This is a genomic window from Micromonospora sp. NPDC051227 (genome assembly GCF_044455385.1).
In the GTDB taxonomy this organism is placed as follows: domain Bacteria; phylum Actinomycetota; class Actinomycetes; order Mycobacteriales; family Micromonosporaceae; genus Micromonospora.
Genome location: NZ_JBITET010000002.1, coordinates 759421 through 780856 on the forward strand (window position 1 = coordinate 759421; position 21436 = coordinate 780856).

General features: G+C 71.8%; 24 protein-coding genes. 14 read left to right on the forward strand and 10 right to left on the reverse strand.

Annotated features, from left to right (window positions below; all coding sequences use genetic code 11):
• The first annotated feature begins 2 nt into the window (after positions 1-2).
• Positions 3-386, forward strand: coding sequence for a hypothetical protein (locus ACIA47_RS07620; protein ID WP_396706287.1), 384 nt, complete (start codon positions 3-5; stop codon positions 384-386).
• An 84-nt stretch (positions 387-470) separates the two neighbouring features.
• Here the strand turns inward: ACIA47_RS07620 and ACIA47_RS07625 are convergent, their stop codons facing one another.
• A complete protein-coding gene (locus ACIA47_RS07625; RefSeq protein WP_203122805.1) occupies positions 471-1121 on the reverse strand; it encodes a TetR/AcrR family transcriptional regulator in 651 nt (216 codons plus the stop codon).
• A gap of 586 nt (positions 1122-1707) precedes the next feature.
• Here ACIA47_RS07625 and ACIA47_RS07630 point away from each other — a divergent pair.
• From ACIA47_RS07630 to ACIA47_RS07665, 8 genes are all read left to right on the forward strand, one after another.
• Positions 1708-2874 (forward strand): acyl-CoA dehydrogenase family protein, encoded by a 1167-nt coding sequence (locus ACIA47_RS07630; protein ID WP_396706289.1) that lies wholly within the window; start codon positions 1708-1710, stop codon positions 2872-2874.
• Positions 2864-4078, forward strand: a complete 1215-nt coding sequence (locus ACIA47_RS07635; protein WP_396706291.1) for an acetyl-CoA C-acetyltransferase — start codon at positions 2864-2866, stop codon at positions 4076-4078. The genes ACIA47_RS07630 and ACIA47_RS07635 overlap by 11 nt, the downstream gene beginning before the upstream one ends.
• Before the next feature lie 14 nt (positions 4079-4092).
• On the forward strand, positions 4093-6249 hold the full coding sequence (locus tag ACIA47_RS07640) for a 3-hydroxyacyl-CoA dehydrogenase NAD-binding domain-containing protein (protein WP_396706293.1): 2157 nt from the start codon (positions 4093-4095) through the stop codon (positions 6247-6249).
• The gene (locus tag ACIA47_RS07645) at positions 6249-7367 is read left to right on the forward strand and encodes a CaiB/BaiF CoA transferase family protein (RefSeq protein ID WP_396706295.1); all 1119 of its coding nucleotides are present in this window, start codon (positions 6249-6251) and stop codon (positions 7365-7367) included. Before ACIA47_RS07640 ends, ACIA47_RS07645 begins: the two co-directional genes overlap by 1 nt.
• 115 nt (positions 7368-7482) lie before the next feature.
• Positions 7483-7941 carry a YbaB/EbfC family nucleoid-associated protein gene (locus ACIA47_RS07650; protein WP_203121037.1) on the forward strand — a complete coding sequence of 153 codons (459 nt, stop codon included), beginning with the start codon at positions 7483-7485 and terminating at the stop codon, positions 7939-7941.
• Between the two features lie 3 nt (positions 7942-7944).
• Positions 7945-8286: a WXG100 family type VII secretion target gene (locus tag ACIA47_RS07655; RefSeq protein WP_396706297.1), complete on the forward strand. Its 342-nt coding sequence runs from the start codon at positions 7945-7947 to the stop codon at positions 8284-8286.
• Positions 8264-9349 carry a hypothetical protein gene (locus ACIA47_RS07660; RefSeq protein ID WP_396706299.1) on the forward strand — a complete coding sequence of 362 codons (1086 nt, stop codon included), beginning with the start codon at positions 8264-8266 and terminating at the stop codon, positions 9347-9349. Before ACIA47_RS07655 ends, ACIA47_RS07660 begins: the two co-directional genes overlap by 23 nt.
• A 14-nt stretch (positions 9350-9363) precedes the next feature.
• Positions 9364-9639: a hypothetical protein gene (locus ACIA47_RS07665; protein ID WP_203121035.1), complete on the forward strand. Its 276-nt coding sequence runs from the start codon at positions 9364-9366 to the stop codon at positions 9637-9639.
• Here ACIA47_RS07665 and ACIA47_RS07670 read toward each other — a convergent pair whose 3' ends face one another.
• Positions 9640-10524, reverse strand: coding sequence for a cytochrome c oxidase assembly protein (locus tag ACIA47_RS07670; RefSeq protein ID WP_396706301.1), 885 nt, complete (start codon positions 10522-10524; stop codon positions 9640-9642).
• Positions 10485-10967, reverse strand: coding sequence for a DUF2243 domain-containing protein (locus tag ACIA47_RS07675; protein WP_396706303.1), 483 nt, complete (start codon positions 10965-10967; stop codon positions 10485-10487). Before ACIA47_RS07675 ends, ACIA47_RS07670 begins: the two co-directional genes overlap by 40 nt.
• 188 nt (positions 10968-11155) lie before the next feature.
• Here ACIA47_RS07675 and ACIA47_RS07680 point away from each other — a divergent pair, with 188 nt between their 5' ends.
• The 4 genes from ACIA47_RS07680 to ACIA47_RS07695 all read left to right on the forward strand — a co-directional run bounded on the left by ACIA47_RS07680 (position 11156) and on the right by ACIA47_RS07695 (position 14946).
• Positions 11156-12418 carry a DUF2786 domain-containing protein gene (locus tag ACIA47_RS07680; protein WP_203121032.1) on the forward strand — a complete coding sequence of 421 codons (1263 nt, stop codon included), beginning with the start codon at positions 11156-11158 and terminating at the stop codon, positions 12416-12418.
• Between the two features lie 179 nt (positions 12419-12597).
• Positions 12598-12954, forward strand: a complete 357-nt coding sequence (locus ACIA47_RS07685; protein ID WP_225855046.1) for a YciI family protein — start codon at positions 12598-12600, stop codon at positions 12952-12954.
• The gene (locus tag ACIA47_RS07690; protein ID WP_203121031.1) at positions 12951-14204 is read left to right on the forward strand and encodes a DUF6596 domain-containing protein; all 1254 of its coding nucleotides are present in this window, start codon (positions 12951-12953) and stop codon (positions 14202-14204) included. The genes ACIA47_RS07685 and ACIA47_RS07690 overlap by 4 nt, the downstream gene beginning before the upstream one ends.
• Before the next feature lie 91 nt (positions 14205-14295).
• Positions 14296-14946 carry an SAM-dependent methyltransferase gene (locus ACIA47_RS07695; RefSeq protein ID WP_396706306.1) on the forward strand — a complete coding sequence of 217 codons (651 nt, stop codon included), beginning with the start codon at positions 14296-14298 and terminating at the stop codon, positions 14944-14946.
• Positions 14947-14993: 47 nt separating this feature from the next.
• On the opposite strand, the gene ACIA47_RS07700 is transcribed toward ACIA47_RS07695, so the two are convergent.
• From ACIA47_RS07700 to ACIA47_RS07730, 7 genes are all read right to left on the reverse strand, one after another.
• The gene (locus tag ACIA47_RS07700) at positions 14994-16454 is read right to left on the reverse strand and encodes an alpha/beta hydrolase (RefSeq protein WP_396706308.1); all 1461 of its coding nucleotides are present in this window, start codon (positions 16452-16454) and stop codon (positions 14994-14996) included.
• A 125-nt stretch (positions 16455-16579) separates the two neighbouring features.
• Positions 16580-16849, reverse strand: coding sequence for a hypothetical protein (locus ACIA47_RS07705; protein ID WP_203121026.1), 270 nt, complete (start codon positions 16847-16849; stop codon positions 16580-16582).
• A complete protein-coding gene (locus tag ACIA47_RS07710) occupies positions 16846-17193 on the reverse strand; it encodes an ArsR family transcriptional regulator (RefSeq protein ID WP_124818380.1) in 348 nt (115 codons plus the stop codon). The genes ACIA47_RS07705 and ACIA47_RS07710 overlap by 4 nt, the downstream gene beginning before the upstream one ends.
• 163 nt (positions 17194-17356) lie before the next feature.
• Positions 17357-17530 (reverse strand): CsbD family protein, encoded by a 174-nt coding sequence (locus ACIA47_RS07715; protein WP_203121024.1) that lies wholly within the window; start codon positions 17528-17530, stop codon positions 17357-17359.
• An 83-nt stretch (positions 17531-17613) separates the two neighbouring features.
• Positions 17614-19860: a heavy metal translocating P-type ATPase gene (locus ACIA47_RS07720; protein ID WP_396706311.1), complete on the reverse strand. Its 2247-nt coding sequence runs from the start codon at positions 19858-19860 to the stop codon at positions 17614-17616.
• A 12-nt stretch (positions 19861-19872) separates the two neighbouring features.
• Complete coding sequence (locus tag ACIA47_RS07725) at positions 19873-20820, reverse strand: hypothetical protein (RefSeq protein ID WP_396706313.1); 948 nt, start codon at positions 20818-20820, stop codon at positions 19873-19875.
• 13 nt (positions 20821-20833) lie between these two features.
• A complete protein-coding gene (locus tag ACIA47_RS07730; protein WP_112725906.1) occupies positions 20834-21043 on the reverse strand; it encodes a heavy-metal-associated domain-containing protein in 210 nt (69 codons plus the stop codon).
• A 94-nt stretch (positions 21044-21137) separates the two neighbouring features.
• On the opposite strand from ACIA47_RS07730, the gene ACIA47_RS07735 reads away from it, so the two are divergent.
• Positions 21138-21434: a metal-sensitive transcriptional regulator gene (locus ACIA47_RS07735; protein ID WP_088951268.1), complete on the forward strand. Its 297-nt coding sequence runs from the start codon at positions 21138-21140 to the stop codon at positions 21432-21434.
• Positions 21435-21436: the final 2 nt, after the last annotated feature.

Here is a 21436-nt window from a genome sequence, read left to right on the forward strand (position 1 = left end):
AGATGCGCGTCATCCTCACCATCGTCGGCGTGATCACCGCGACGCCCGCACTCGCCCTGTTATGGCCGCAACTGCTGACCAGCAGCTATGGATTGGCCGACCCTGACCGCATGACCACTGCACTGCTCCAGCACCGGGGGGTGCTGCAGGCGGCCCTTGGCACGGCCATCATCTGGGGAGCCTTCCACCTGCCGGCCAGAGTGCCAGCGGCGGCGACCGCCATCATCACCAAGTTGGTGTTTCTCGCCCTGACCGTCGTCGACGCCGGCATGCGGGCCGACATGAACCTCATCTCGCTGGTGTTCGACCCGATCGCCATCGTCATCCTGACCATCGCCATCGTCCTCCACCTCCGCGAATCGTCCCCCGCCGCCGCACCAGCCTGAAGCCCGGCGCTGGTGCGGCCCGGGCGAAGCGTGGGTTCCGTCAACGGCGACGCGACCGCGCAGGCCAGAGCACGGCAGGGCGGCTCAAGCGGGAGGCGCTGACCGGGCCGGGCCAGCCCCGGCGATGACCTGCGGAATCACCTGTTCGACGATGGTCAACAGGGTCGTGGTGAGCAGCAGGTGCACCTGGGGGCGGGTCAGCGCGCCGCGCTGGAGCCATTCGCGGGCGGTCGACGTGGCCAGTCCGCCGTACGCCCGGACCATCCCGCGCAACTCCTCGCGGTGCTCCGCCTCGCCGGCCAGCCCGACGGCGACCAGCATGCGGTCCGCGGCGACCTCCTCGGCCTCGGCGAGCACCCGCTCCACGTCGGCGTCGCCACCCATCCCCCGGGCAGTGACCGCCGCCAGCCACGAGGTGCTGTGCCGGGACACCACGTCGAGGAACCAGGTGACACTGGCATCGACCCGGGTCCGTAGATCACCCTTCGGCAGCCGCTCCAAGGCGACCTCGGGGATGGTCACCATGACCCGGACAACCTCCAGGTAGAGGTCCTTCTTCGCACCAAAGTAGTGGTTGACCAGCCCTCGAGCGACGCCTGCCTCGCGGGCGATGTCGGTGGTCGACACGTCCGGGTACGGGCGCTCGCCGAACAGCCGGACCGCGCAGGCCAGGATCTGCCCACGCCGGGCGTCCGGCTCCAGACGGCGGCGGCGCGGAGCCGTCTCGACACTCATCTGCCCGACCCTATCGACCGCTCAAGGGTCAGCCACCACCCTCGCCTTGATCACTTGATGCCCAGCAGTTTCAACACCCCCGCCCCCGCCCCCACGCCCCCTCCAGCCCGCAGCCCGCAGCCCGCAGCACGCAGCCCGCAGCACGCCAGCCCGCAGCACGCCGATCTTGCAGTTTCGGTTGTCGACATGGGCGCGATGTCCCTTGTGTCGGGACAGCAAGCGCAAGATCGCGGAGCAGGACCAGCCGACCTCGCCGGCAACGAACGCCGAGCACCGCCCGCCGCGCCCCACCGACGGCGACGAGGCCGAGTAGCACTCGACGATCACTTGACGCTCAACAGTCGCCAGGGCGGCTCCTCAGCCACTGACCATCAACTGATCATCGAGGGCTGGCCTCGCAACCGCCCCGACTGCTTGATCAAGTGATGAACAGTAGGTCTGACAACGTTCTTGACCTACTTCCCATCACTCGATCTTGGTTGCAGTGTCGTGCTGTCGTACCCCCATGAGGCCTTGCGGGCCGTGCGCGCTGCCGGCCGCCCACGACTTATTGACATGCTGCCAACAGCGCGCGAGGGTGATGCACATGCCGACCCCCCCGCCCGACGGCTCCCCCTCACCCTGGCGCGAGCCGGAGCATGACGACCTGGCCGAACTGGCCCGCACCTTCTTCACCAAGGAGGTGTTGCCGCACGCCGACCGCCTTCAGGAGCAGGGCCACCCGGACCGCGAGCACTACCGGCGCGCCGGTGAGCTGGGGCTGCTCGGCCTCTCGGTCCCGGAGGAGTACGGCGGTGGGGGCGGCGGGTTCACCCACGAGGCGGTGCTGCTGCACGAGCAGGCGTACGCCGGGGAGAGCAGTCTCGGCCTGGCCGTCCACAGTGGCATCGTCACGGGCTACCTGGTGGCGTACGGCAGCGAGGAGCAGAAGCGGCGCTGGCTGCCCGGCCTGTGCAGCGGTGAGCTGGTCGGCGCGATCGCGATGACCGAGCCGGACGGTGGCTCGGATCTCCAGGCGATGCGGACCCGGGCGGTCCGTGACGGTGACGACTACCTGGTGACCGGCGCGAAGACGTTCATCACCAACGGTGGCCTGGCCGATCTGGTCATCGTGGCGGTGAAGACGGACCCCGAGCAGCGGGCGGCCGGCGTCTCACTGCTGGTCTGCGAGGCGGGCGGCGACCGGGAGGGCTTCCGCCGAGGCCGACTGCTGTCCAAAATCGGGCTGCACGCCAACGACACCGCTGAGTTGTTCTTCGACGAGTTCCGGGTGCCGGCGGCGAACCTGCTGGGCGGCGCCGAAGGGCTGGGCTTCATCCAGCTCATGCAGCAACTCCCGCAGGAACGGCTGGTCATCGGGGTCGGCGCCGTGGCCGCCATGGAACGGGCGGTCGCGCTGACCGTCGCGTACGCCAAGGAGCGCACCGCCTTCGGCAAGACCCTGATGGGTCACCAGAACACCCGGATGGTGCTCGCGGAGTGCGCCACCCGCGCCCGGGTCAGCCGGGTCTTCCTGGATGACTGCATCGTCCGACACGCGCGTGGCGACCTGGACGTCTCCACGGCGGCGATGGCGAAGTCGTGGCTCACCGACGGGCAGTGCGAGGTCATCGACCGGTGCCTGCAACTGTTCGGCGGCTACGGCTACACGACTGAGTACCCGATTGCCCGGATGTACGCCGATGCCCGCGTCCAGAAGATCTACGGCGGCACCAACGAGATCATGAAGGAGTTGATCGCCCGTGCCCTCTGAGGCGTACGTCTATGACGCGGTCCGCACCCCGCGCGGACGCGGCCGGGACACCGGCGCACTGCACGGGGTCAAGCCCATCTCCCTGGTGGTCGGCCTGATCGACGCGTTGCGTGAGCGCAACCCCGGCCTGGACGTCGGCCGGCTGGAGGATCTGCTGCTCGGCATCGTGACCCCGGTCGGCGAGCAGGGCGGCGACCTGGCCCGGGCGGCCGCGCTGTTGGCCGGGCTGCCCGACCAGGTGGGCGGGGTGCAGCTCAACCGGTTCTGCGCCTCCGGGTTGGAGGCGGTCAACTCCGCCGCCGCGCGGATCCGCTCCGGCTGGGAGCATCTGCTGCTGGCCGGCGGGGTGGAGTCGATGTCCCGGGTGCCGATGGGCTCCGACGGCGCGGCCTGGGCCACCGATCCGCAGACCGCGCTGGCCACGTCGTTCGTGCCGCAGGGTGTCAGCGCCGACCTGATCGCCACCCTGGAGGGCTTCACCCGCGACGACGTGGACGGCTACGCGCTGCGGTCACAGGAGCGAGCCGCCAAGGCGTGGGCCAGCGGGTACTTCGCCCGCTCCGTGGTGCCGGTCCGCGACGGCAACGGACTGGACATCCTCACCGTTGACGAGCACCCTCGCCCGGAGACCACCCGGGAGGCGCTGGCGAAGCTCACGCCGTCCTTCGCCACGATGGGCGAGGCGGCCGGCTTCGACGCGGTCGCGTTGCAGAAGTTCCACTGGCTGGAGGCCATCGAGCACGTCCACCACGCGGGCAACTCGTCCGGCATCGTGGACGGCGCGGCGCTGGTGCTGATCGGTTCGGCGCAGGTTGGTCGGGATCTCGGCCTCACCCCGCGCGCCCGGATCGTCGGCGCGGCGGTCACCGGCGCCGACCCGACGCTGATGTTGACCGGCCCGATCCCCGCCACCCACAAGGCGCTCGCCGCCGCCGGGCTGACAGTCGACGACATCGACCTGTTCGAGATCAACGAGGCGTTCGCCGCGGTGGTGCTCAAGTACGTCCGTGACCTGGGCCTCGACCCGGACCGGGTGAACGTCAACGGCGGCGCGATCGCGCTCGGCCATCCGCTCGGCGCGACCGGAGCGATGCTGCTCGGTACGGCGTTGGACGAGTTGGAGCGCCGCGACCTGCGCCGGGCCGTGGTGACCCTCTGCATCGGCGGCGGCATGGGCGTCGCCACCGTTCTCGAACGCTGCTGACCCGGAGGACGACCATGACCAACACCATCCGGTACGACCGCGGCGCCGACGGCATCGTCACGCTCACCCTGGACGACCCCACCCAGTCCGCCAACACGATGAACCGGGCGTACGCCGCCTCGATGAGCGCCGTGATGGACCGGCTGGAGGCCGAGAACGATCTCGTCGGCGTCATCGTTACCAGCGCGAAGTCGACCTTCTTCGCCGGCGGCGACCTGCCCGAGATGATCCGGGCCACCCGCGCCGACGCGCCCGACCTGGCAGACCTGCTCGGCACCATCAAGCGGGACCTGCGCCGCCTGGAGACGCTGGGCCGACCGGTGGTCGCCGCTGTCAACGGCTCCGCCCTCGGCGGTGGCCTGGAGATCGCGCTCGCCTGCCACCACCGGATCGCGCTGGACGCGCCCGGCAGCCGGCTCGGGCTGCCCGAGGTGACCCTGGGGCTGCTGCCCGGGGCGGGCGGCGTCACCCGGACCGTGCGGATGCTCGGCCTGGCCGGCGCGCTGACCACGGTGCTGCTCACCGGCCGGCGGATGCGCCCGGCCGAGGCGCTGGCCACCGGCATCGTCGACGAGGTGGTCGCCACTCCGACGGAGCTGCTGGAACACGCCCGCGCGTGGATCGCAGCGAACCCGCACCCGGCACAGCCGTGGGACCGACCGGACTATCGGATGCCCGGCGGAACCCCGGCCAGCCGCTCGCTGGCCGCGCAACTGCCCGCCTTCCCGGCGACGCTGCGCAAGCAGCTCAAGGGTGCCCGGCTGCCCGCGCCCGAGGCGATCCTCGCCGCCGCCGTCGAGGGCGCACAGGTCGACCTGGAGACCGCCCTGACCGTGGAGACCCGGTACCTGATCGGCCTGCTCACCGGGCAGGTCGCCAAGAACATGATCGGTGCGTTCTTCTTCGACCTGAAGGCCGTCAACGGCGGTGCGGCCCGACCAGCCGACGTGGACGCCGCACCGGTACGCCGGGTGGCGGTGCTCGGGGCCGGCATGATGGGCGCGGGCATCGCGTACGCCTGCGCCAGCGCCGGGCTGGACGTCGTGGTCAAGGACGTCACACCGGAGGCCGCCGGCCGGGCCCGGGAGCACGCCGAGCGGTTGCTGGCCCGTGCGGTACGCAAGGGTCGCACGACCGAGGCGGACGCCCGCGCCGTACTGGACCGGATCACCACCACCGACCAGGTGGACGCGCTGGCCGGCTGCGACGCGGTCATCGAGGCGGTCTTCGAGGACCCGGCGCTGAAACAGCAGGTCTTCGCCGAGGTGCTGCCCGTACTGGCACCCGACGCGCTGCTCGCCTCCAACACCTCCACCCTGCCGATCACCGGCCTGGCCGCCGGCGTGGACCGGCCGGCGGACTTCATCGGCATGCACTTCTTCTCTCCGGTGGACCGGATGCCGTTGCTGGAGATCGTGGTGGGCGAGCGGACCGGCGACGTGGCGCTGGCCCGGGCGTTCGACCTGGGCCGGCTGATCGGCAAGACCCCGATCGTGGTCAACGACGGCCGGGGTTTCTTCACCAGCCGCGTGATCGGCAGGTTCATCGACGAGGCGGTCGGCATGGTCGCCGAGGGTGTCCCCGCCGCATCGGTGGAGCAGGCCGCCCTTCAAGCCGGCTACCCGACCGGTCCGCTGGCGCTGGCCGACGAGGTCGGTCTCACGCTGATCCAGCGGATTCGCCGCCAGTTCGAGGCGGCCAGCGACGAGTTCCGCCCGCTGCCGGCGCACCGTCTGGTGGACGAGCTGGTCGACGCGTACGACCGGCCGGGGCGCGCCGGAGGACGAGGTTTCTACTCCTATGACGACGGCACCCGGGGCCGGCTGTGGTCCGGCCTCGCCGACCTGACCACCGACGCGGGTCGGGCGGTGCCGTTCACCGACCTCCAGGAGCGGATGCTCTTCGCCGAGGCGCTGGATGCGCTGCGCTGCATCGACGAGGGGGTGCTGCGCACCGAGACCGACGCCAACATCGGCTCGATCTTCGGCATCGGCTTCCCGGCGTGGACGGGCGGGGTGATCCGCTACGTCCGGCAGTACGCGGGCGGCCCGGCCGGCTTCGCGGCCCGTGCCACCGAGTTGGCCGGCCGCTACGGCGACCGGTTCACGCCCCCCGCCGACCTGGCCGACCGGCTCGCCGCCCTTCGGGTCGAACCGGCTGACGTCGCGTGATGGCGGCACGCGGCGGGCCGCTGGCCGGGGTGCGGGTGGTCGAGCTGGCCAGCCTCGCCCCGGCGCCGTTCGGCTGCATGGTGCTCGCCGACCTCGGCGCGGACGTGGTGCGGGTGGACCGGCCGGGCGCACCGGGCGCGGGCCGACTGGCCGCACCGACCAGCGGGCCGTTGCAACGCGGACGGCGGGTTACCGCACTGGACCTGAAGTCACCGGCCGGGGTGGCGGACCTGCTGCGTCTTGCCGAGCGGGCGGACGTGCTGGTCGAGGCGTACCGGCCCGGGGTGGCCGAGCGGCTCGGCTTCGGGCCGGAGGTGTGCCACGCCCGCAACCCCCGACTGGTGTACGCGCGGATGACCGGCTGGGGTCAGGACGGCCCGCTGGCAGCCCGAGCCGGACACGACATCGACTACATCGCGGTGGCCGGGGCGTTGGAGCCGCTGGGACGGGCCGGCGAGCGCCCGTACGCGCCGATGAACCTGCTCGGCGACTTCGGCGGCGGCGGGATGCTGCTCGCCGTCGGGGTGCTGGCCGCGCTGCTGGAGCGGGAGCGCTCCGGCTTCGGCCAGGTGGTCGACGCGGCGATGGTGGACGGCTCGGCGCTGCTCACCTCGTTCCTGCACGGGCTGCTCGGCACCGGCCTGTGGGCGGCCCCGCGCGGGCGCAACATCTTCGACGGCGGGGCGCCGTTCTACGACACGTACGCCACCGCCGACGGTGGATTCATGGCGGTCGGCGCGATGGAACCGGCCTTCTACGCCGTACTGCTCACCGGCCTCGGCCTCGCCGACGACCCGGACCTGCCCGCCCAGTACGACCCGAGTGGCTGGGACGAGCTGCGCCGCCGGTTCACCGAACGATTCGCCGAGCACACCCGGGACGAGTGGACGGCGGTCTTCGCCGACCTGGACGCCTGCGTCGCGCCGGTGCTCGCCCCCGGCGAGGCGCACGCGCACCCGCACAACGCGGCCCGGGGCACGTTTGTCGAGGTGGGCGGCGAGATCCAGCCGGCCCCCGCACCCCGCTTCGACCGCACCCCGACCGACCGGCCCACCCCAGCACCAGATCCGGAGCAAAATGTCCTACCGGTCGAGGAGATCCTCACCAACTGGCAGTGATCTCGGCGATCAGCGGTCGCGGCGCTCCACAGGGGACGCGCTTCGGGGCAGCCTCGCAGATGGCGCGTTGATACCGTCGTCCTGATCGTGGACCGCAGACCCAAAGGGGACGAGCATGGCGAGCGGGATCGACCCGGCCGGCCTCAGCCGCTCACTCGAAGAGGCGATGGGCCTGCTGAGCCAAGTTCCGGGTTCTCCCACGGCGCAGCCGGACGGCACCGACGAGCAGGATGACCGGGCCACACCAGCCGTCGACCAGATGACGGGGCGGGGCACTGGCGGGAACGGTCTCGTCGAGGCGGAAGTCTCCGCCTTCGGCGCCCTGCAGACCCTGGTGATCGACCCGAGTCTGTCCCGGGGCGGCACCGGCGCCATCGCTGAGTACGTCCTGGAGGCGGTCCAGGCAGCACAGGCCGACGAGCGCGCCCGCAGAGCTGAGCTGACGGCAGCCGCTCACGTCGACACCGTGGCCCTCAGCCAGCAGCTCGCGCGTGTCTCGGAAGACGCGTTCCGGGGTCTCCAGCAGATGATTGGCGACCTGGACGTCGCCACACGCCGGATGGGCCAGCGCTGAGTCATGTCCGACGGGATTCAGGTTGACCTCGAGGCTCTCCACGGCGCGGCCGCATCGCTCGCGACAACCGGCCAGCAACTCGGCGAGGAGATCGCCGGCCTCGAGTCGACGGTGAACGGAGCGGGTAATCCGTGGGGCGCCGACGAGGCCGGCTCGCTGTTTGGTGCCGCGTACGTGGAAGTCCTAACGCATGCGCTCGACGTTTACCGGTCGATGGCCGACCAGTTGTTGGAGGCCGCCGGGAACCTCGACGCCGGTGCCGACGCCCACGAGGCGACCGACATCGCAAATGCCGAACTCTTCACGAGGATGGAGCTGCCCAATGGGTATGCAGCTCCCTCCTGAACTCGCCGAAGCCCTGGGCTGGGTCGGATTCACCTGGCCGGCTGCCGACGAGGAACTGCTCTTCCAAGCGTCCCAACTGTGGTTCGCGTTCGCCGGCCGGCTGCGCACGGCGGTCGGGGAGGCTGAGGCGGGCGCAGCGAAGGTCGGGATGACGAACAGCGGGGACGACGTTCGCGCGTTCGAGCAGGCGTGGCAGGACGAGGAGGGTGCACCGCGCCGGATGGAGGACGGCGCTCAGGCAGCCGAACTGATTGGCATGGCGTTGCTGGCGATGGCCATCATCACCCTGACCCAGAAGGTCCTCGTCATCGTCCAGCTGACGATTCTGGTGGTGCAGGTAGCGATTGCGTTGGCGGCAGCGGCACCCAGCCTCGGCTCCTCGCTGGCCTCGATCCCCGTCTCGATCGGCTTGGCCCGGATGGCGATCCAGCGAATCATCAAGGAGATCATCGAGCGGGTCGTCAAGGAGATCATTCCGCGGTTGTTGAAGCGTGCGAAGACACTGCTACGACGTTTTAACCGCAAGGGCGCGAAGCCCGGTGGCCCCGGACGACCCGCCGTACCCGGCCCGCATAGCGTCCCGCGCTACCACAACACGAAGCCGATGCTCGACAAGTACCGCAACGAGCACCTGCCCGGAGGGCACTTCCCGACGGCGGTGCGCCGGCTCAGTCCAGAGGAACTCGAACAACACCGAGTCTTCTTCGACAGCAACGGCATGTTGCGCAGCGCCAGAAGCGGCGAGCCGTTCGACACGTCGAGCGCTCAGACCGTGTTCAGCGGCAACGGTCAGGCGATCTTCGTAATGGACCGGAACGGCAACCTCTATGCGTCCAACTACCAGAAGGTCGGCGACTTCCACCACTCCACGCTGGGCAACGGGCAGCCGGTCGCCGCGGCGGGCGAGTTGGTTGTAAAGGACGGTAGGGTCCAGTACGCGACGGCACGCAGCGGTCATTACCAGCCCGATGTGAGCCACATGGCCAATCTCGACGCCGAGTTCAAGCGCAACGGCGTCGGCGGGGTTCCGATCCTTGCCTGGGACGGCAGCCAGATCTTCTAGGGGAGTCGACGAGCATGGGTACGGACAGTTGGAAGGGCCACGTCAACGGAATCCTGTACGGGATCCAGTTCGACCGGGTGCTCGACGACTCGGTAGTGACCCGGGTCGTCGACGGGGTGATTGCCGGGCTCTACCCGGGAGACCGGGCTGAGACGCGGGACGCGCTGGACCAGGCGCTGCGCTATTCGGGCCCGCTGAACGACCAGGCTGAGACGCACCACAGTGAGGACGACATCCGATCGTTCTTCCGCCGACTCTCCGCAGCACTGGCCACCCCGCCTTCGAGCTGATCAAGAGGTTTGCGTCAAGGAATTGCCTTCCGACGACGCAAACTTCTTGATCAACGGGGGTGGGGGCGGGTGAGGGCGGCGGCGGGTTTGGTACCAGGTGGCGAAGAGGGCCGCCGCCAGGAGCAGCTCTGCCAGGTCGCCGCCGTAGTACATGAGTTGGGCGGCCGAGCGGAACGCTTCCGGGTCCCGGTCGGTGAGGCCGGGCGGAAGGTTTTCGGCCTGGGCGTACAGGTACTTGGCCAGCACGGCGTGGCCGGCCGCCGCGGCCAGTAGCGCGCCGACCCGGACCGCCAGTGCCGGGCGACGCGGCGCCGGGTCCGGCCCGGCCAACGACCAGGCGAAGAGGTACCCGGCGGCCAGGTAGTGCAGGTGCACGGCGTGGTGCAGGACGGGGTGACGTTCGGCCGCCGCGTACAGCGGGGTGAGCAGCACCAGCGCCAACCCGCCGGTGGTCAGCAGCGCGGCGGTGAACGGGTGGGCGAGCAGGTGCAGCGGGCGGGCGCGCAGCAGCCGTCCCACCAGCCGGCGCATCGGCGGAGGCGCGACGTGTAGCAACAGCGTCACCGGGGCGCCGAGCACCAGCCCGAGCGGGGCCAGCATGCCGAGCAGCAGGTGCTGCGCCATGTGCCCGCTCGGGTTGTCGGGGATTTGGGCGAGCGGCCCGACGGCGACCGCCAGCAGGGCGCAGCCGACCAGCCAGGCCGCGGTACGCCGGTGGTCCCAACCCCGTGGGTCTCGGACGGCGACCAGCACGTAGGCGACCGCCAACAACGCGACCGGGAACAGCGGGAACCAGCTCGGCCCGGCCGCACCGTGCCCAGCGTGCGCCAGCGGCCCGGCCACCGTCATCGGGGGCCGGAGTCGGGCCGCCGGGACCGGGCCCACCACACCACCCCGGCACCGGCCAACAGCAGCACCGCGCCGGACGCGATCCACAGCACGTCGTACGGCAGCAGGTGTACGCCGTAGCGGATCTGGTGCAGCCGGAGCACCTTGTGGTCGACCACCCCGTCGAAGACCTGGAACCCTCCGGCACCGAGCAGGAAGCCACCCCACGCCAGCCGGTTCGACAGGGCACGTCGTCGACGCAGGTCGGCGAACCAGAAGAACCCGCCGACCAGGATGATCAGCTCGGCGGCGTGCAGCAGCCCGTCGGAGAGCAGCGCCACCGATGGCGTGGACCGGTCGTAGAAGTGGTGCCACGCGAGCAACTGGTGGAAGACGATCTCGTCCACCGCAGCCATGATTGCGATGCCGATCAGGACGCCGACGAGCGTGGAGGAGCGTACGTCGGTGGAACGGGGCCTCGGCAGGCTCGAATCGACCACCACACACCTCGCAGTCAGCTGTATCGGGTCGGAAATACCCCGAACCGCATGAAACATGCCGGGCCAGAGCGGCGGGAAGGCCCAACGGGCCGATGGCACATCCCCGTTTCGTGACTCCCGGGCCACGGGCGGCATGATCATGGAGCCTGGAGGGGCAGCGACAGCCAGATCTCGAGAAGGAGGTGCCCGTGCCGGACGCGGACGAACTCGTCGCCAACGCGCTCGCGGCGGTGCGCGGCACTGACGTACGGCAGGCCGAACGGCAGCTGGACCACCTGATGGTCGGCACCGGCGCCGCGGACGGCGCCACGGCAGTGGACGCCGCTCTGCTGCGTCGCCTGGTGCGCGGCCTCGGCCGGCTCTGGCCGCGCGGTTGGCAGCCGGTCGACGTGGACCGGATCACCAGTCGACGGCTCGACGCCCGCGCTGCCCGGCTGGTCCGTGCCGCGATGGCCGCCCAGCGGCGCGATCAGGCCGAGCCGGTCCCGGCCTGGTGGGACGAGCAGCTACGCGAGCTGGCGGCCACCGAGACTGGTGCCGACCGGAGCGTGCTCACCGGCTGGGCCAGCCGGGAGGGTCTGGACCGGGCCGACGCGCTCCGCGCGGCCGTGGACACTCTCGCGCTGGTGGAGAGCCTGCCGCCGATCGCGGTGCTGCGCCCACCGCCGGGCACGAGCGGCGCGGCACTGCCCCGCACGGGCGGCTCGGCTCGCAGTGGGTCGCCGATGCTGGATCGGGTACGAGCGCTGCTGGCGAAGGCCGAGTCGACCACCTTCCCGGCGGAGGCGGAGGCGCTGACGGGGAAGGCCCAGGAGCTGATCGCCCGGCACAGCATCGACGAGGCACTGCTGGCGGCCGGGTCGGAGCGCGGGGACCTGCCCGGCGGCGTCCGCCTGAGCACCGACGCCCCGTACGCCGGCGCGAAGGCGCTGCTGGTGCAGGAGGTGGCGGCGGCGAACCGGTGCGAGGCGGTCTGGTCCGACGATCTGGGCTTCGCCACAGTGCTGGGCTGGCCGGCCGATCTGGTGGCGGTGGAGTTGCTCTACACGTCGCTGCTGGTCCAGGCCACGGCGGCGATGCTGCGCGGGCGTGCCGAGCGCCGGCCGGGGTCGGGGCGACGGACGAAGGTCTGGGACGAGTCCTTCCTCAACGCGTTCGCGCTGCGGATCGGCGAGCGGCTGCGGGCGGCAACCGAGGCGGCCACCGACGCGGCGGACCAGGCGGCGGCCGAGACGGCCGGGGCGGAACGGCTGTTGCCGGTGCTCGCGGCGCGGGGTGAGGCGGTCCGGGAGCGGTTGGACACGCTTTTCCCCGGCGTCACCCGGCACCGGCTCAGCGTGCGCGACGCGGAAGGCTGGTCGTCCGGCACCTCGGCCGCCGACCGGGCTTCGCTGGACGTCGGCGGCGCCCGGAAGCCCCGACAGGTGCCCGGCCGACCCGATCCGCGCTGAACGCTGTTCCGCTGACCGGGCCTCGATCTCGGCCCGTCCGGCGTGGGAACGCCCCCGGCGGACGTTTCTGCGATGTTCTTCGGTACGCGGTAGGGATCGGGGGAACGGCTCCGACCCTCCGGTGAGTCGCGCCCCGATCGGGGTGCGACCAGAGCCTGAGGAGCATCGCCGTGAAGTACATGCTGCTGATCTGGAACCGGCCCGGCTTCACCGAGGAGCTGAGCGAGCAGGATCGCACCGCCCTCTTCGGTGAGGTCGACGAGATCATGAAGGAGCTGACCGAGACCGGCGAGCTGATCGGCGGCCAGGCGTTGGCCAATCCGTCGCAGACGTTGACGGTCCGGCTCGTGGACGGCAGTCCCGAGGTTCTCGACGGCCCGTTCATGGAGAGCAAGGAGCAGTTCGCCGGCTACCTGGCCGTCGACTGCGACAGCCCGCAGCGGGCCGCCGAGATCGCCGCCCGCTGGCCGGACGTCCGGTACGGCGGCGCGATGGAGGTCCGCCCGATCATGGACGAGGCCGGGACGGAGATGTGACCGAGGACCGGACGGTCGAGGATCTGCTGCGCACCTTCGCGCCGCAGGTCCTCGGCCTGCTGGTCCGTCGGCACGGACAGTTCGACAGGTGCGAGGACGCGGTTCAGGAGGCGCTGCTCGCCGCCGCGACGCAGTGGCCCGGGCAGGGCGTACCGGACAATCCGCGCGCCTGGTTGCTCACAGTGGCCACCCGCCGCCTCACCGACGAGTGGCGCAGCGAGAGCGCGCGCCGGGACCGCGAGGTGGCGGTGGCGCGACGCGAGCCGGCGTACGCCGGGGTGGCGCCCGCGGCGGACGCGGAGCCCGCCGTTCCGGCCGACGACGACACCCTCACGCTGCTGTTCCTCTGCTGCCACCCGGCGCTGCCCGGATCGGCGCAGGTGGCGCTCACCCTGCGGGCGGTCGGCGGTCTCAGCACCGCCCAGATCGCCCGGGCGCACCTGGTGCCCGAGGCGACGATGAGTCAACGGATCCGGCGGGCCAAGCAGCGGATCGAGGCTGCCGGGGCACGGTTCACCATGCCCGGGCCGGCCGAGCGGGGCGAGCGGCTTACAACGGTGCTGCGGGTGCTCTACCTGATCTTCAACGAGGGCTACACCGCGTCCAGTGGCCCGGACCTGCGCCGGGCCGAGCTGACCGGCGAGGCGATCCGGCTGGCCCGCATCCTGCGCGGGCTGCTGCCCGACGACGGCGAGGTTGCCGGGCTGCTGGCGCTGATGCTGCTGACCGACGCGCACCGGGCGGCCCGGGTGGGGCCGGACGGGGAGTTGGTGCCGCTGGCCGAGCAGGACCGCTCCCGGTGGGACGCCGCCGCCATCGCGGAGGGCGTCGCCCTGATCACCGAGGCGCTGACCTGGTCGCCGCCCGGCCCGTACCAGCTCCAGGCGGCGATCGCCGCGGTGCACGCCGAGGCGTCGACGGCGGCGGAGACGGACTGGCGGCAGATCGTCGCGCTCTACCGACTGCTGGCCCGGATCGCGCCGAACCCGATGGTCACCCTCAACCAGGCGGTTGCGGTTGCCATGGTCGACGGGCCCCGGGCCGGGCTCGCCCTGCTCACGCCGTTGGACGACGACGAACGCACGGCGGGACACCACCGGCTGGCCGCCGTCCGGGGTCACCTGTTGGAGCTGGCCGGGGAGGTCGGTGCGGCGCGGGAGGCGTACCTGATGGCGGCACGGGGCACCACGAGCCGGCCCGAGCAGCGCTACCTGGAGGGACGGGCGGCCCGGATGACCGGGCAGGGGTGAGCGACGTCGCCTTGCCATTTTGGCAACAATCTTTGCGCATTACTCGGGTCGCGATCACAGTCGTGGGCGACGCGCGAAGGAGCAGGCACAGATGACAGAGCAGCACGAGTTCGACAAGGACTACTGGGAGCGGCACTGGCACCAGACGCACCACGACCGCCCCGGCGCGATGAGCACGAGTCCCGCCCACCCGTACCTGGCCCGGGAGACCGGCGGCCTGGTGCCGGGCGCGGCGTTGGACGCCGGGTGCGGCGCCGGCGCGGAGGCGATCTGGCTCGGCGCCCACGGCTGGCAGGTCACCGCCGTCGACATCGCACCCGTCGCCCTCGCCCGGGCCGCCGAACGCGCGACGGCGAGCGGGGTCTCCGAGCGCGTGCGGTGGGTGGAGGCGGACCTGACGGCCTGGGCCCCGGAGACGCGGTTCGACCTGGTCACGACGCACTACGCGCACCCCGCGATGCCGCAGTTGGCCTTCTACGACCGCATCGCCGGGTGGGTGGCCCCCGGCGGCACCCTCCTGATCGTCGGGCACCTGCACACCTCGAAAGCCACCGAGCAGGGGCACGGCCACGGCCACGGCCACCACCCGCCCGACGAGGCATCGGTCACCCTCGCGGACATCACCTCGGGCCTGGACAGCGCCACCTGGGAGATCATCACCGCCGAGGAGCAGCGCCGCACGGTGCCGGGCCGGGAGGCCCCGCTGCATGACGTGGTCGTTCGCGCCACCCGCCGCCGCTGAGCACACCGCTGCCGGCCGCCGGGCGTCCCGACGGCCGGCAGCGGCGGTCACACCTCGGGTTCGACGGCCGGGCAGCTGGCACCCCGGGCGGGCACCACCTGATCGATCAGGTACGAGTCGACGGCTCGTTGCACGCACGGGCTGCTGCTGTAGCTGCCGTGCCCCCACCCCTGGTAGGTGAGCACCGCGCCGCGCCGGCCCAACTGTCGCGCCACGTTGCGCGCCCAGTCGTAGCCCGTGGCCGGGTCGTGCACTGTGGCGGCGAGTAGCAGCGGCACGTCGGTGTGGACCCGCAGCCGATGCTGCGGGTTGGCGACCGGTGTCGGGGTGTCCAGGCAGGTGACCAGGGCGAACAGCGCCGGCGGGTAGCGCAGGTCCGGCGCGAGCCGGGCCGCCCGGCGCAGATGTCCGGCGTACTCCCGGTAGTCGCGGACCGGCAGGCTCCAGTCCTGACAGAAGACCGCGAAGGGGTACGGAGCCACGGCGTCGCCGGTCGATGGGCCGGCGCTTCGCATGGCGGTGGGGGCATCCATCTTGCCCAGCCACTCGGCCAGCCCCGGCCACCGCCAGGTGTCGTAGAACTCCTTGTGGGTGAGCCGGCTCAATTCGAATGGGGTCAGCACCACCCCGGGCCGCTTCGGGTCGGTCAGCAGGCCGCGCTCGGCCCGCGCGTGCAGCCCGGCCCAGATCGCCCGGAAGTCCCGACCGTGCAGGGCACAGGCCCTGGACCGGTCACACCAGGCAACGAACTCGTCGAACGCGCCCTCTGCTGTGGCGGCCTGGCTGTCGAGGAAGGCGCGGGTGCCGACGCTGTGGTCCAGCGTGGCCTCCAGCACCATGGCCCGGACCCGGTCGGGGTACAGCTCGGCGTACCGCTGCCCGAGCAGGGTGCCGTACGAGCTGCCGTGGAAGGTCAACTGCCGCTCGCCGAGCGCGGCGCGGACCGCGTCCAGGTCGCGGGCTGCGCTGGTGGTGTCGACGTGGTCGTACAGCGCCCCGGTGCGGGCCCGGCAGTCGGCGCGCAGCAGCGCGTTGTCGGCCAGCGTGGCGTCGAACTGCGCCTGATCGGCGATCAGTTGCGGTTGCCGGGCGAGCAGGTCCCGGGCACAGACCACGGGGTGGCTGTCGCCGGTGCCGCGGGGGTCGAAGCTGACGATGTCGAACCGGGCACGCAGGTCGGCGCTGAACCGGGAGCTGCCGTCCACCACCCGGTCGACCCCGCTGTCGCCCGGCCCGCCGGGGCCGAAGACCAGCGCGCCTTCCCGGGTGGCCGGCTTGGCGACCCGGCGGGCCAGCGACAGGTCGAAGCGCTCACCCCCGGGTCGGTTCCAGTCCACCGGCAGCGACAGGGTGCCGCACTCGGCGCTGCTGTCCTCGGCGCAGGGCTGCCAGTCGATCGTCGGGGCGGGCTGTGGTCGGGCGGCGGCCGGGTTCGCCGGGGTCAGGCCGGCGGCTGTCAGGGTCAGGGCGACGGCCCAGCCGACTGCGGATTTGCGTACGCGCAGCATGAGGTGCTGTCCTCTCCTCGAAGGAGCGTTGCCGGTGAAACTCGCCCACTGGGCGAGGTGATGCTGCTTCCACCCGGGCCGTCGAGTAGCCGCTCGACGGCCCGGGGCCTCTCTCGTCCGCCGGGTCAGTCGACCTCGCGCAGGACGCGTTCGAGCGTGGTCATCCGGGTTTCCATCCCGCCCAGCCGACCGTCCATCGCCGCGAGCAGTCGGGCGTTCTCCGCCTGGGCCTGCGCGGCCGTCTCGGCGAGCCGGCGGTAGTCGTCCGCCCGCGCCGCCTCGTACCGGGCCCGCCGGGTCTTGGCGAGCTGCACGACGGTCACAGTGACCACGCTGATCAGGAAGGCGAAGATGCCGATCGCGCCGACCACCTCGGTCCAGTCGTGCTCGCTCATCGCTGTGCTCCCGGCTGCTCGCCCGAGTCGGGCACTGTCAGCGTCTCGACCGCCGCCGCGATGACCGCGGGGGTGAGTGTGAGCACGAACGGCTCCACCTCGTAGTAGTTCATGGCCTTCCCGTCCTCCGACAACTCCAGGCGGGCGGTGACCAGCCCGGCCGCCGCCAGCTTCCGTAGGTGGACCTGCAACAGCGCTCGACTGATGCCCAGTTGCCGGGCCAGCCCGCTGACGTACGCACGCTCACGGGCCAGCGCGGCGACGACCCGCAGCCGGTGCGGGTTGGCCAGGGTGGCCAGCACCCGGACCAGGTCGTCGCCGGTCGGCGGTGGAGCGGTGCTCATAACCAGCCCTTGCACATGCCAACGAAAGTTAGCAGGTACTGCCGTGCGGCGGTACGGGACGGAAGCGGAATCAGGGGGATCTCAGGGTCGACGTGAAGGGTCGGACACACAGCACGCCGGGCCGGTGATGGTCACCGGCCCGGCGTGCGGGTTACGTCGTACGTCAGCTCTTGAAGGCGTCCTTGATCTTCTCGCCCGCCTGCTTGAGCTTGGCGGTGGACTGGTCAGTGCGACCCTCCGCCTCCAGCTGCTCGTTGTCGGTGGCCCGACCGGCGCCTTCCTTCAGCTTGCCGGTCGCGTCCTCGGTGGCGTTGTTGATCTTGTCGTCGATACCCATTGCCAACCTCCATTGCAAGCATTGCAAGCGTCGCTACGACCACAGACGTACCCCCGTCGTCACCGGCCCAACCATTACCGTCGTCACAGATCGGCAGCGGCCGGACGGAAGCGACGCAGCCGCAGGCTGTTGGCCACCACGAAGACCGAGGACAGCGCCATCGTTGCGCCCGCGATCATGGGGTTGAGCAGCCCGGCGGCGGCCAACGGCAGGGCCGCGACGTTGTAGCCGAACGCCCAGAACAGGTTGCCCCGGATGATGCCGAGGGTGCGCCGGGACAACCGGATGGCGTCCACCGCGGCGTCCAGGTCGCCCCGGACGAGAGTGAGGTCGGCCGCCTCGATCGCCACGTCGGCGCCGGTGCCCATGGCCAGCCCCAGGTCGGCCTGGGCCAGCGCCGGGGCGTCGTTGACGCCGTCACCGACCATCGCCACCGACCGCCCCTCGCCCTGGAGCCGCTTGATCACGTCGACCTTCCCGGCCGGCAGCACCTCGGCGATCACCTCGTCGACGCCCACCTCGGCGGCGACCGCGCGAGCCACTGTGGTGTTGTCCCCGGTCAGCAGGACCGGAGTCAGCCCCAGCCCACGCAGCCGCGCCACCGCCGCCCGGCTGGTCGGCCGGACCACGTCGGCGACCGTGAGCACGCCCCGGGCCCGTCCGTCCCAGCCGGCGACGATCGCCGTACGCCCGGCGGCCTCCGCGTCGCGCACTGCCCACTCGACCTCCGGCGGTACGTCGATCTCGCGCTCGCGCAGCAGCCGGACCCGGCCGACCAGCACGGCCCGCCCGTCGACAGTGCCGGTCACCCCCAGCCCCTCGAGGTTGCCGAAGGCGGTCACCGGGGGCAGCACGCCCTCATCGGTGGCAGCGGCCGCTATCGCGCGGGCGATCGGGTGCTCGGAGGCGGCCTCCACCGCCCCGGCGAGCCGGAGCAGCTCGGCCCGTTCCACACCGCTCGCCGGCACCACGTCCACCACTGTCATCCGGCCGGTCGTCACGGTGCCGGTCTTGTCGAGGACCACCGTGTCCACCCGGCGGGTCGACTCCAGCACCTCCGGGCCCTTGATGAGCACGCCGAGCTGGGCGCCCCGACCGGTGCCGACCAGCAGCGCGGTCGGGGTGGCCAGGCCGAGCGCGCACGGACAGGCGATGATCAGCACGGCCACGGCAGCGGTGAACGCGGCGGTCGGGCCGGCCCCGGTGCCGAGCCACCAGCCGAGCGTGCCGACGGCGAGGGTGATGACGATCGGCACGAAGACCCCGGAGATCCGGTCCGCCAGCCGCTGCACTGCCGCCTTGCCGCTCTGTGCCTGCTCCACCAGGTCGGCCATCCGGGAGAGCTGCGTGTCCGCGCCGACCCGGGTGGCGGTGACGATCAACCGCCCATCCGCGTTGATCGTGGCGCCGACCACGCCGTCACCCGGGGCGACCTCGACCGGCACCGACTCACCGGTGAGCATGCTGGCGTCGACAGCGGAGGTGCCCTCGTCGACCACTCCGTCGGTGGCGATCTTCTCCCCGGGGCGGACCACGAAGCGGTCACCGACGGCGAGCCGGTCCACGGGGATCAGGGTCTCCACGCCGTCACGCAGCACCGTCACGTCCTTGGCGCCGAGGTCGAGCAGGGCGCGCAGGGCGGCGCCGGCCGTCCGCTTGGACCGGGCCTCGAAGTAGCGACCGGCCAGGATGAACACGGTGACCCCGGCGGCCGCCTCCAGGTAGATGTTGCCGGCGCCGTCGGTCCGGGTGATGTCGAAGCGGAACGGGTGCGTCATCCCGGGTATCCCCGCGTCACCGAGGAAGAGCGCCCAGAGCGACCAGCCGAACGCGGCCAGGGTGCCGAGCGACACCAGGGTGTCCATGGTGGCCGCGCCGTGCCGCAGGTTGGTCCAGGCGGCCCGGTGGAACGGCAGCCCACCCCAGACCACCACCGGGGCGGCCAGGGTCAGCGACAACCATTGCCAGTAGTCGAACTGCCAGGCCGGGACCATTGCCAGCAGGACCACCGGCACGCTCAGTGCCACCGACACCCAGAGCCGGGTACGCGGTCCCCGCAACGGGTCCACCGGGGGCTCCGCGCTGGGCGGGGCCGGCAGCGCGGCCGTGTAACCGGTCTTCTGCACGGTCCCGATCAGGTCGTCCGGCGTGACGCCGTCGGCGTACCGGACGGTCGCCTTCTCGGTGGCGTAGTTGACGGTGGCGCTCACCCCATCCATCCGGTTGAGCTTCTTCTCGATCCGGGCCGCGCACGCGGCGCAGGTCATACCGCCGATCGCCAGTTCGATCCGGTTCGGCGCCTCAGGTAGCGGTCTGCTGGTGGTGGTCATCGTCTGGTCCCGTCAGTTGTGTCCGTGCCCGGGGGTGCCGTGGTCGGTCCCGCCGGTCGGTGCGGGTCCGCTCGGAGTGGGGACGTCTCCGGTCGGGGCAGCGCTGGCGACCACTGTGAACTCGGCGGTGTGCACCCGCCCGCCGTGTCGGAAGTCGAGGTAGAGCCGGTAGCTGCCGGCCGAGGGCACCTCGGCGAGGAAGGTGACGGCCGGACCGGGCCGGGTGCGCCCATCGTCGGGCGTTCCGTCCGGGTGCACGTGCAGGTACGCCAGATCACCCCGACGTAGTGCCACCAGGTGCCCGTACGCGCCCAGGTAGGGCTCCAGGTCGGTGACCGGCTGCCCGTCCCGGCTGACGGTCAGGGTCAGCGACGACGTGCGGCCGGGCTGCGGCGCACCGGTCAGTGTGACCGTGTAGCCGTCGACTGTGGTGCTGGTCGTCGGGTCGGGCAACGGCCGTTCGGTCAACTCGCCGGGGACTGTCACGTCCACGCCGAGGGTCAGCGGCTCACCCCCGGTCGGGGTGAAGTCGGCGAACGCCCGCCACTGCCCGGGGCCGGCGAGCGGGGTGTCGACCCGCCAGGTGCCGTCCGGAGCCAGCTCGGGGTGGACGTGACGGAAGCCGGAGAGGTCCCGACGGGCGACGATCAGGTGCATCTGCTTGTCGTGCGCCACGTCGTACCGGGTGACCGGGCGGCCGTCCGGGCCTGCGATCCGGAAGGCGAACTCGCCGGCCGGGGCGTCGACCGGTTGAAGGGTGTAGCCCCGGTCGGAGACGAGCAGGCCGCCGGGGAGCCGGTCCGTCGCCTCGTCGGGCTCGCCCGTCGCATGGGCGGCGTCGCCGTCCTGCCGGCCCTCGACCACCGGGGCGCTGTCGACCACCCGGCCGACCCCGTACGTCGCGCCGAAGACCGCCGCGAGGCCCACGGCGAACCCGGCCAGTCTCGTCACGGTGCGCATGCCCGTCCTCCGATCACGCGTCGACGAGGTCGTAGCCGGCCTCGTCGACGGCAGCCCGGACAACTGCCGGGTCGAGGGGCTGATCGCTGCTGACGGTGACCCGGCCGGCCGCGAGGTCAACCTGGACGTCGCGCACCCCTGCGATGGCGCCGACCTCGGCACTCACCGCGCTGACGCAGTGCCCGCAGGTCATGCCCTGGACCTGGTACGTCGTGTTGACCATTGGATCGTCTCCTTCGTGGTACCGGTACCCGGTGGGGGTATCTCAACAGAACCGACCGTACCATACCCCCAGGGGGTACGCTATCCTGGTGGACATGACCGCACCCACCCCGATCCGCGGATACACCGCCAGCAAGGACCAGTTGCTCACGCGGCTCCGCCGCGTCGAGGGGCAGGTCAGGGGCATCGAGAAAATGGTCGACGACGACCGCTACTGCATCGACGTGCTCACCCAGATCTCCGCCATCCAGGCCGCCCTCGACAAGGTGGCCCTCGGGCTGCTCGACGGGCACGCCCGGCACTGCATGCACGAGGGCGCCGCCGAGGGTCGGGCCGACGAGATGGCCACCGAGATGATGGCGGCGGTCGGTCGACTGATGAAGCGCGGCTGACG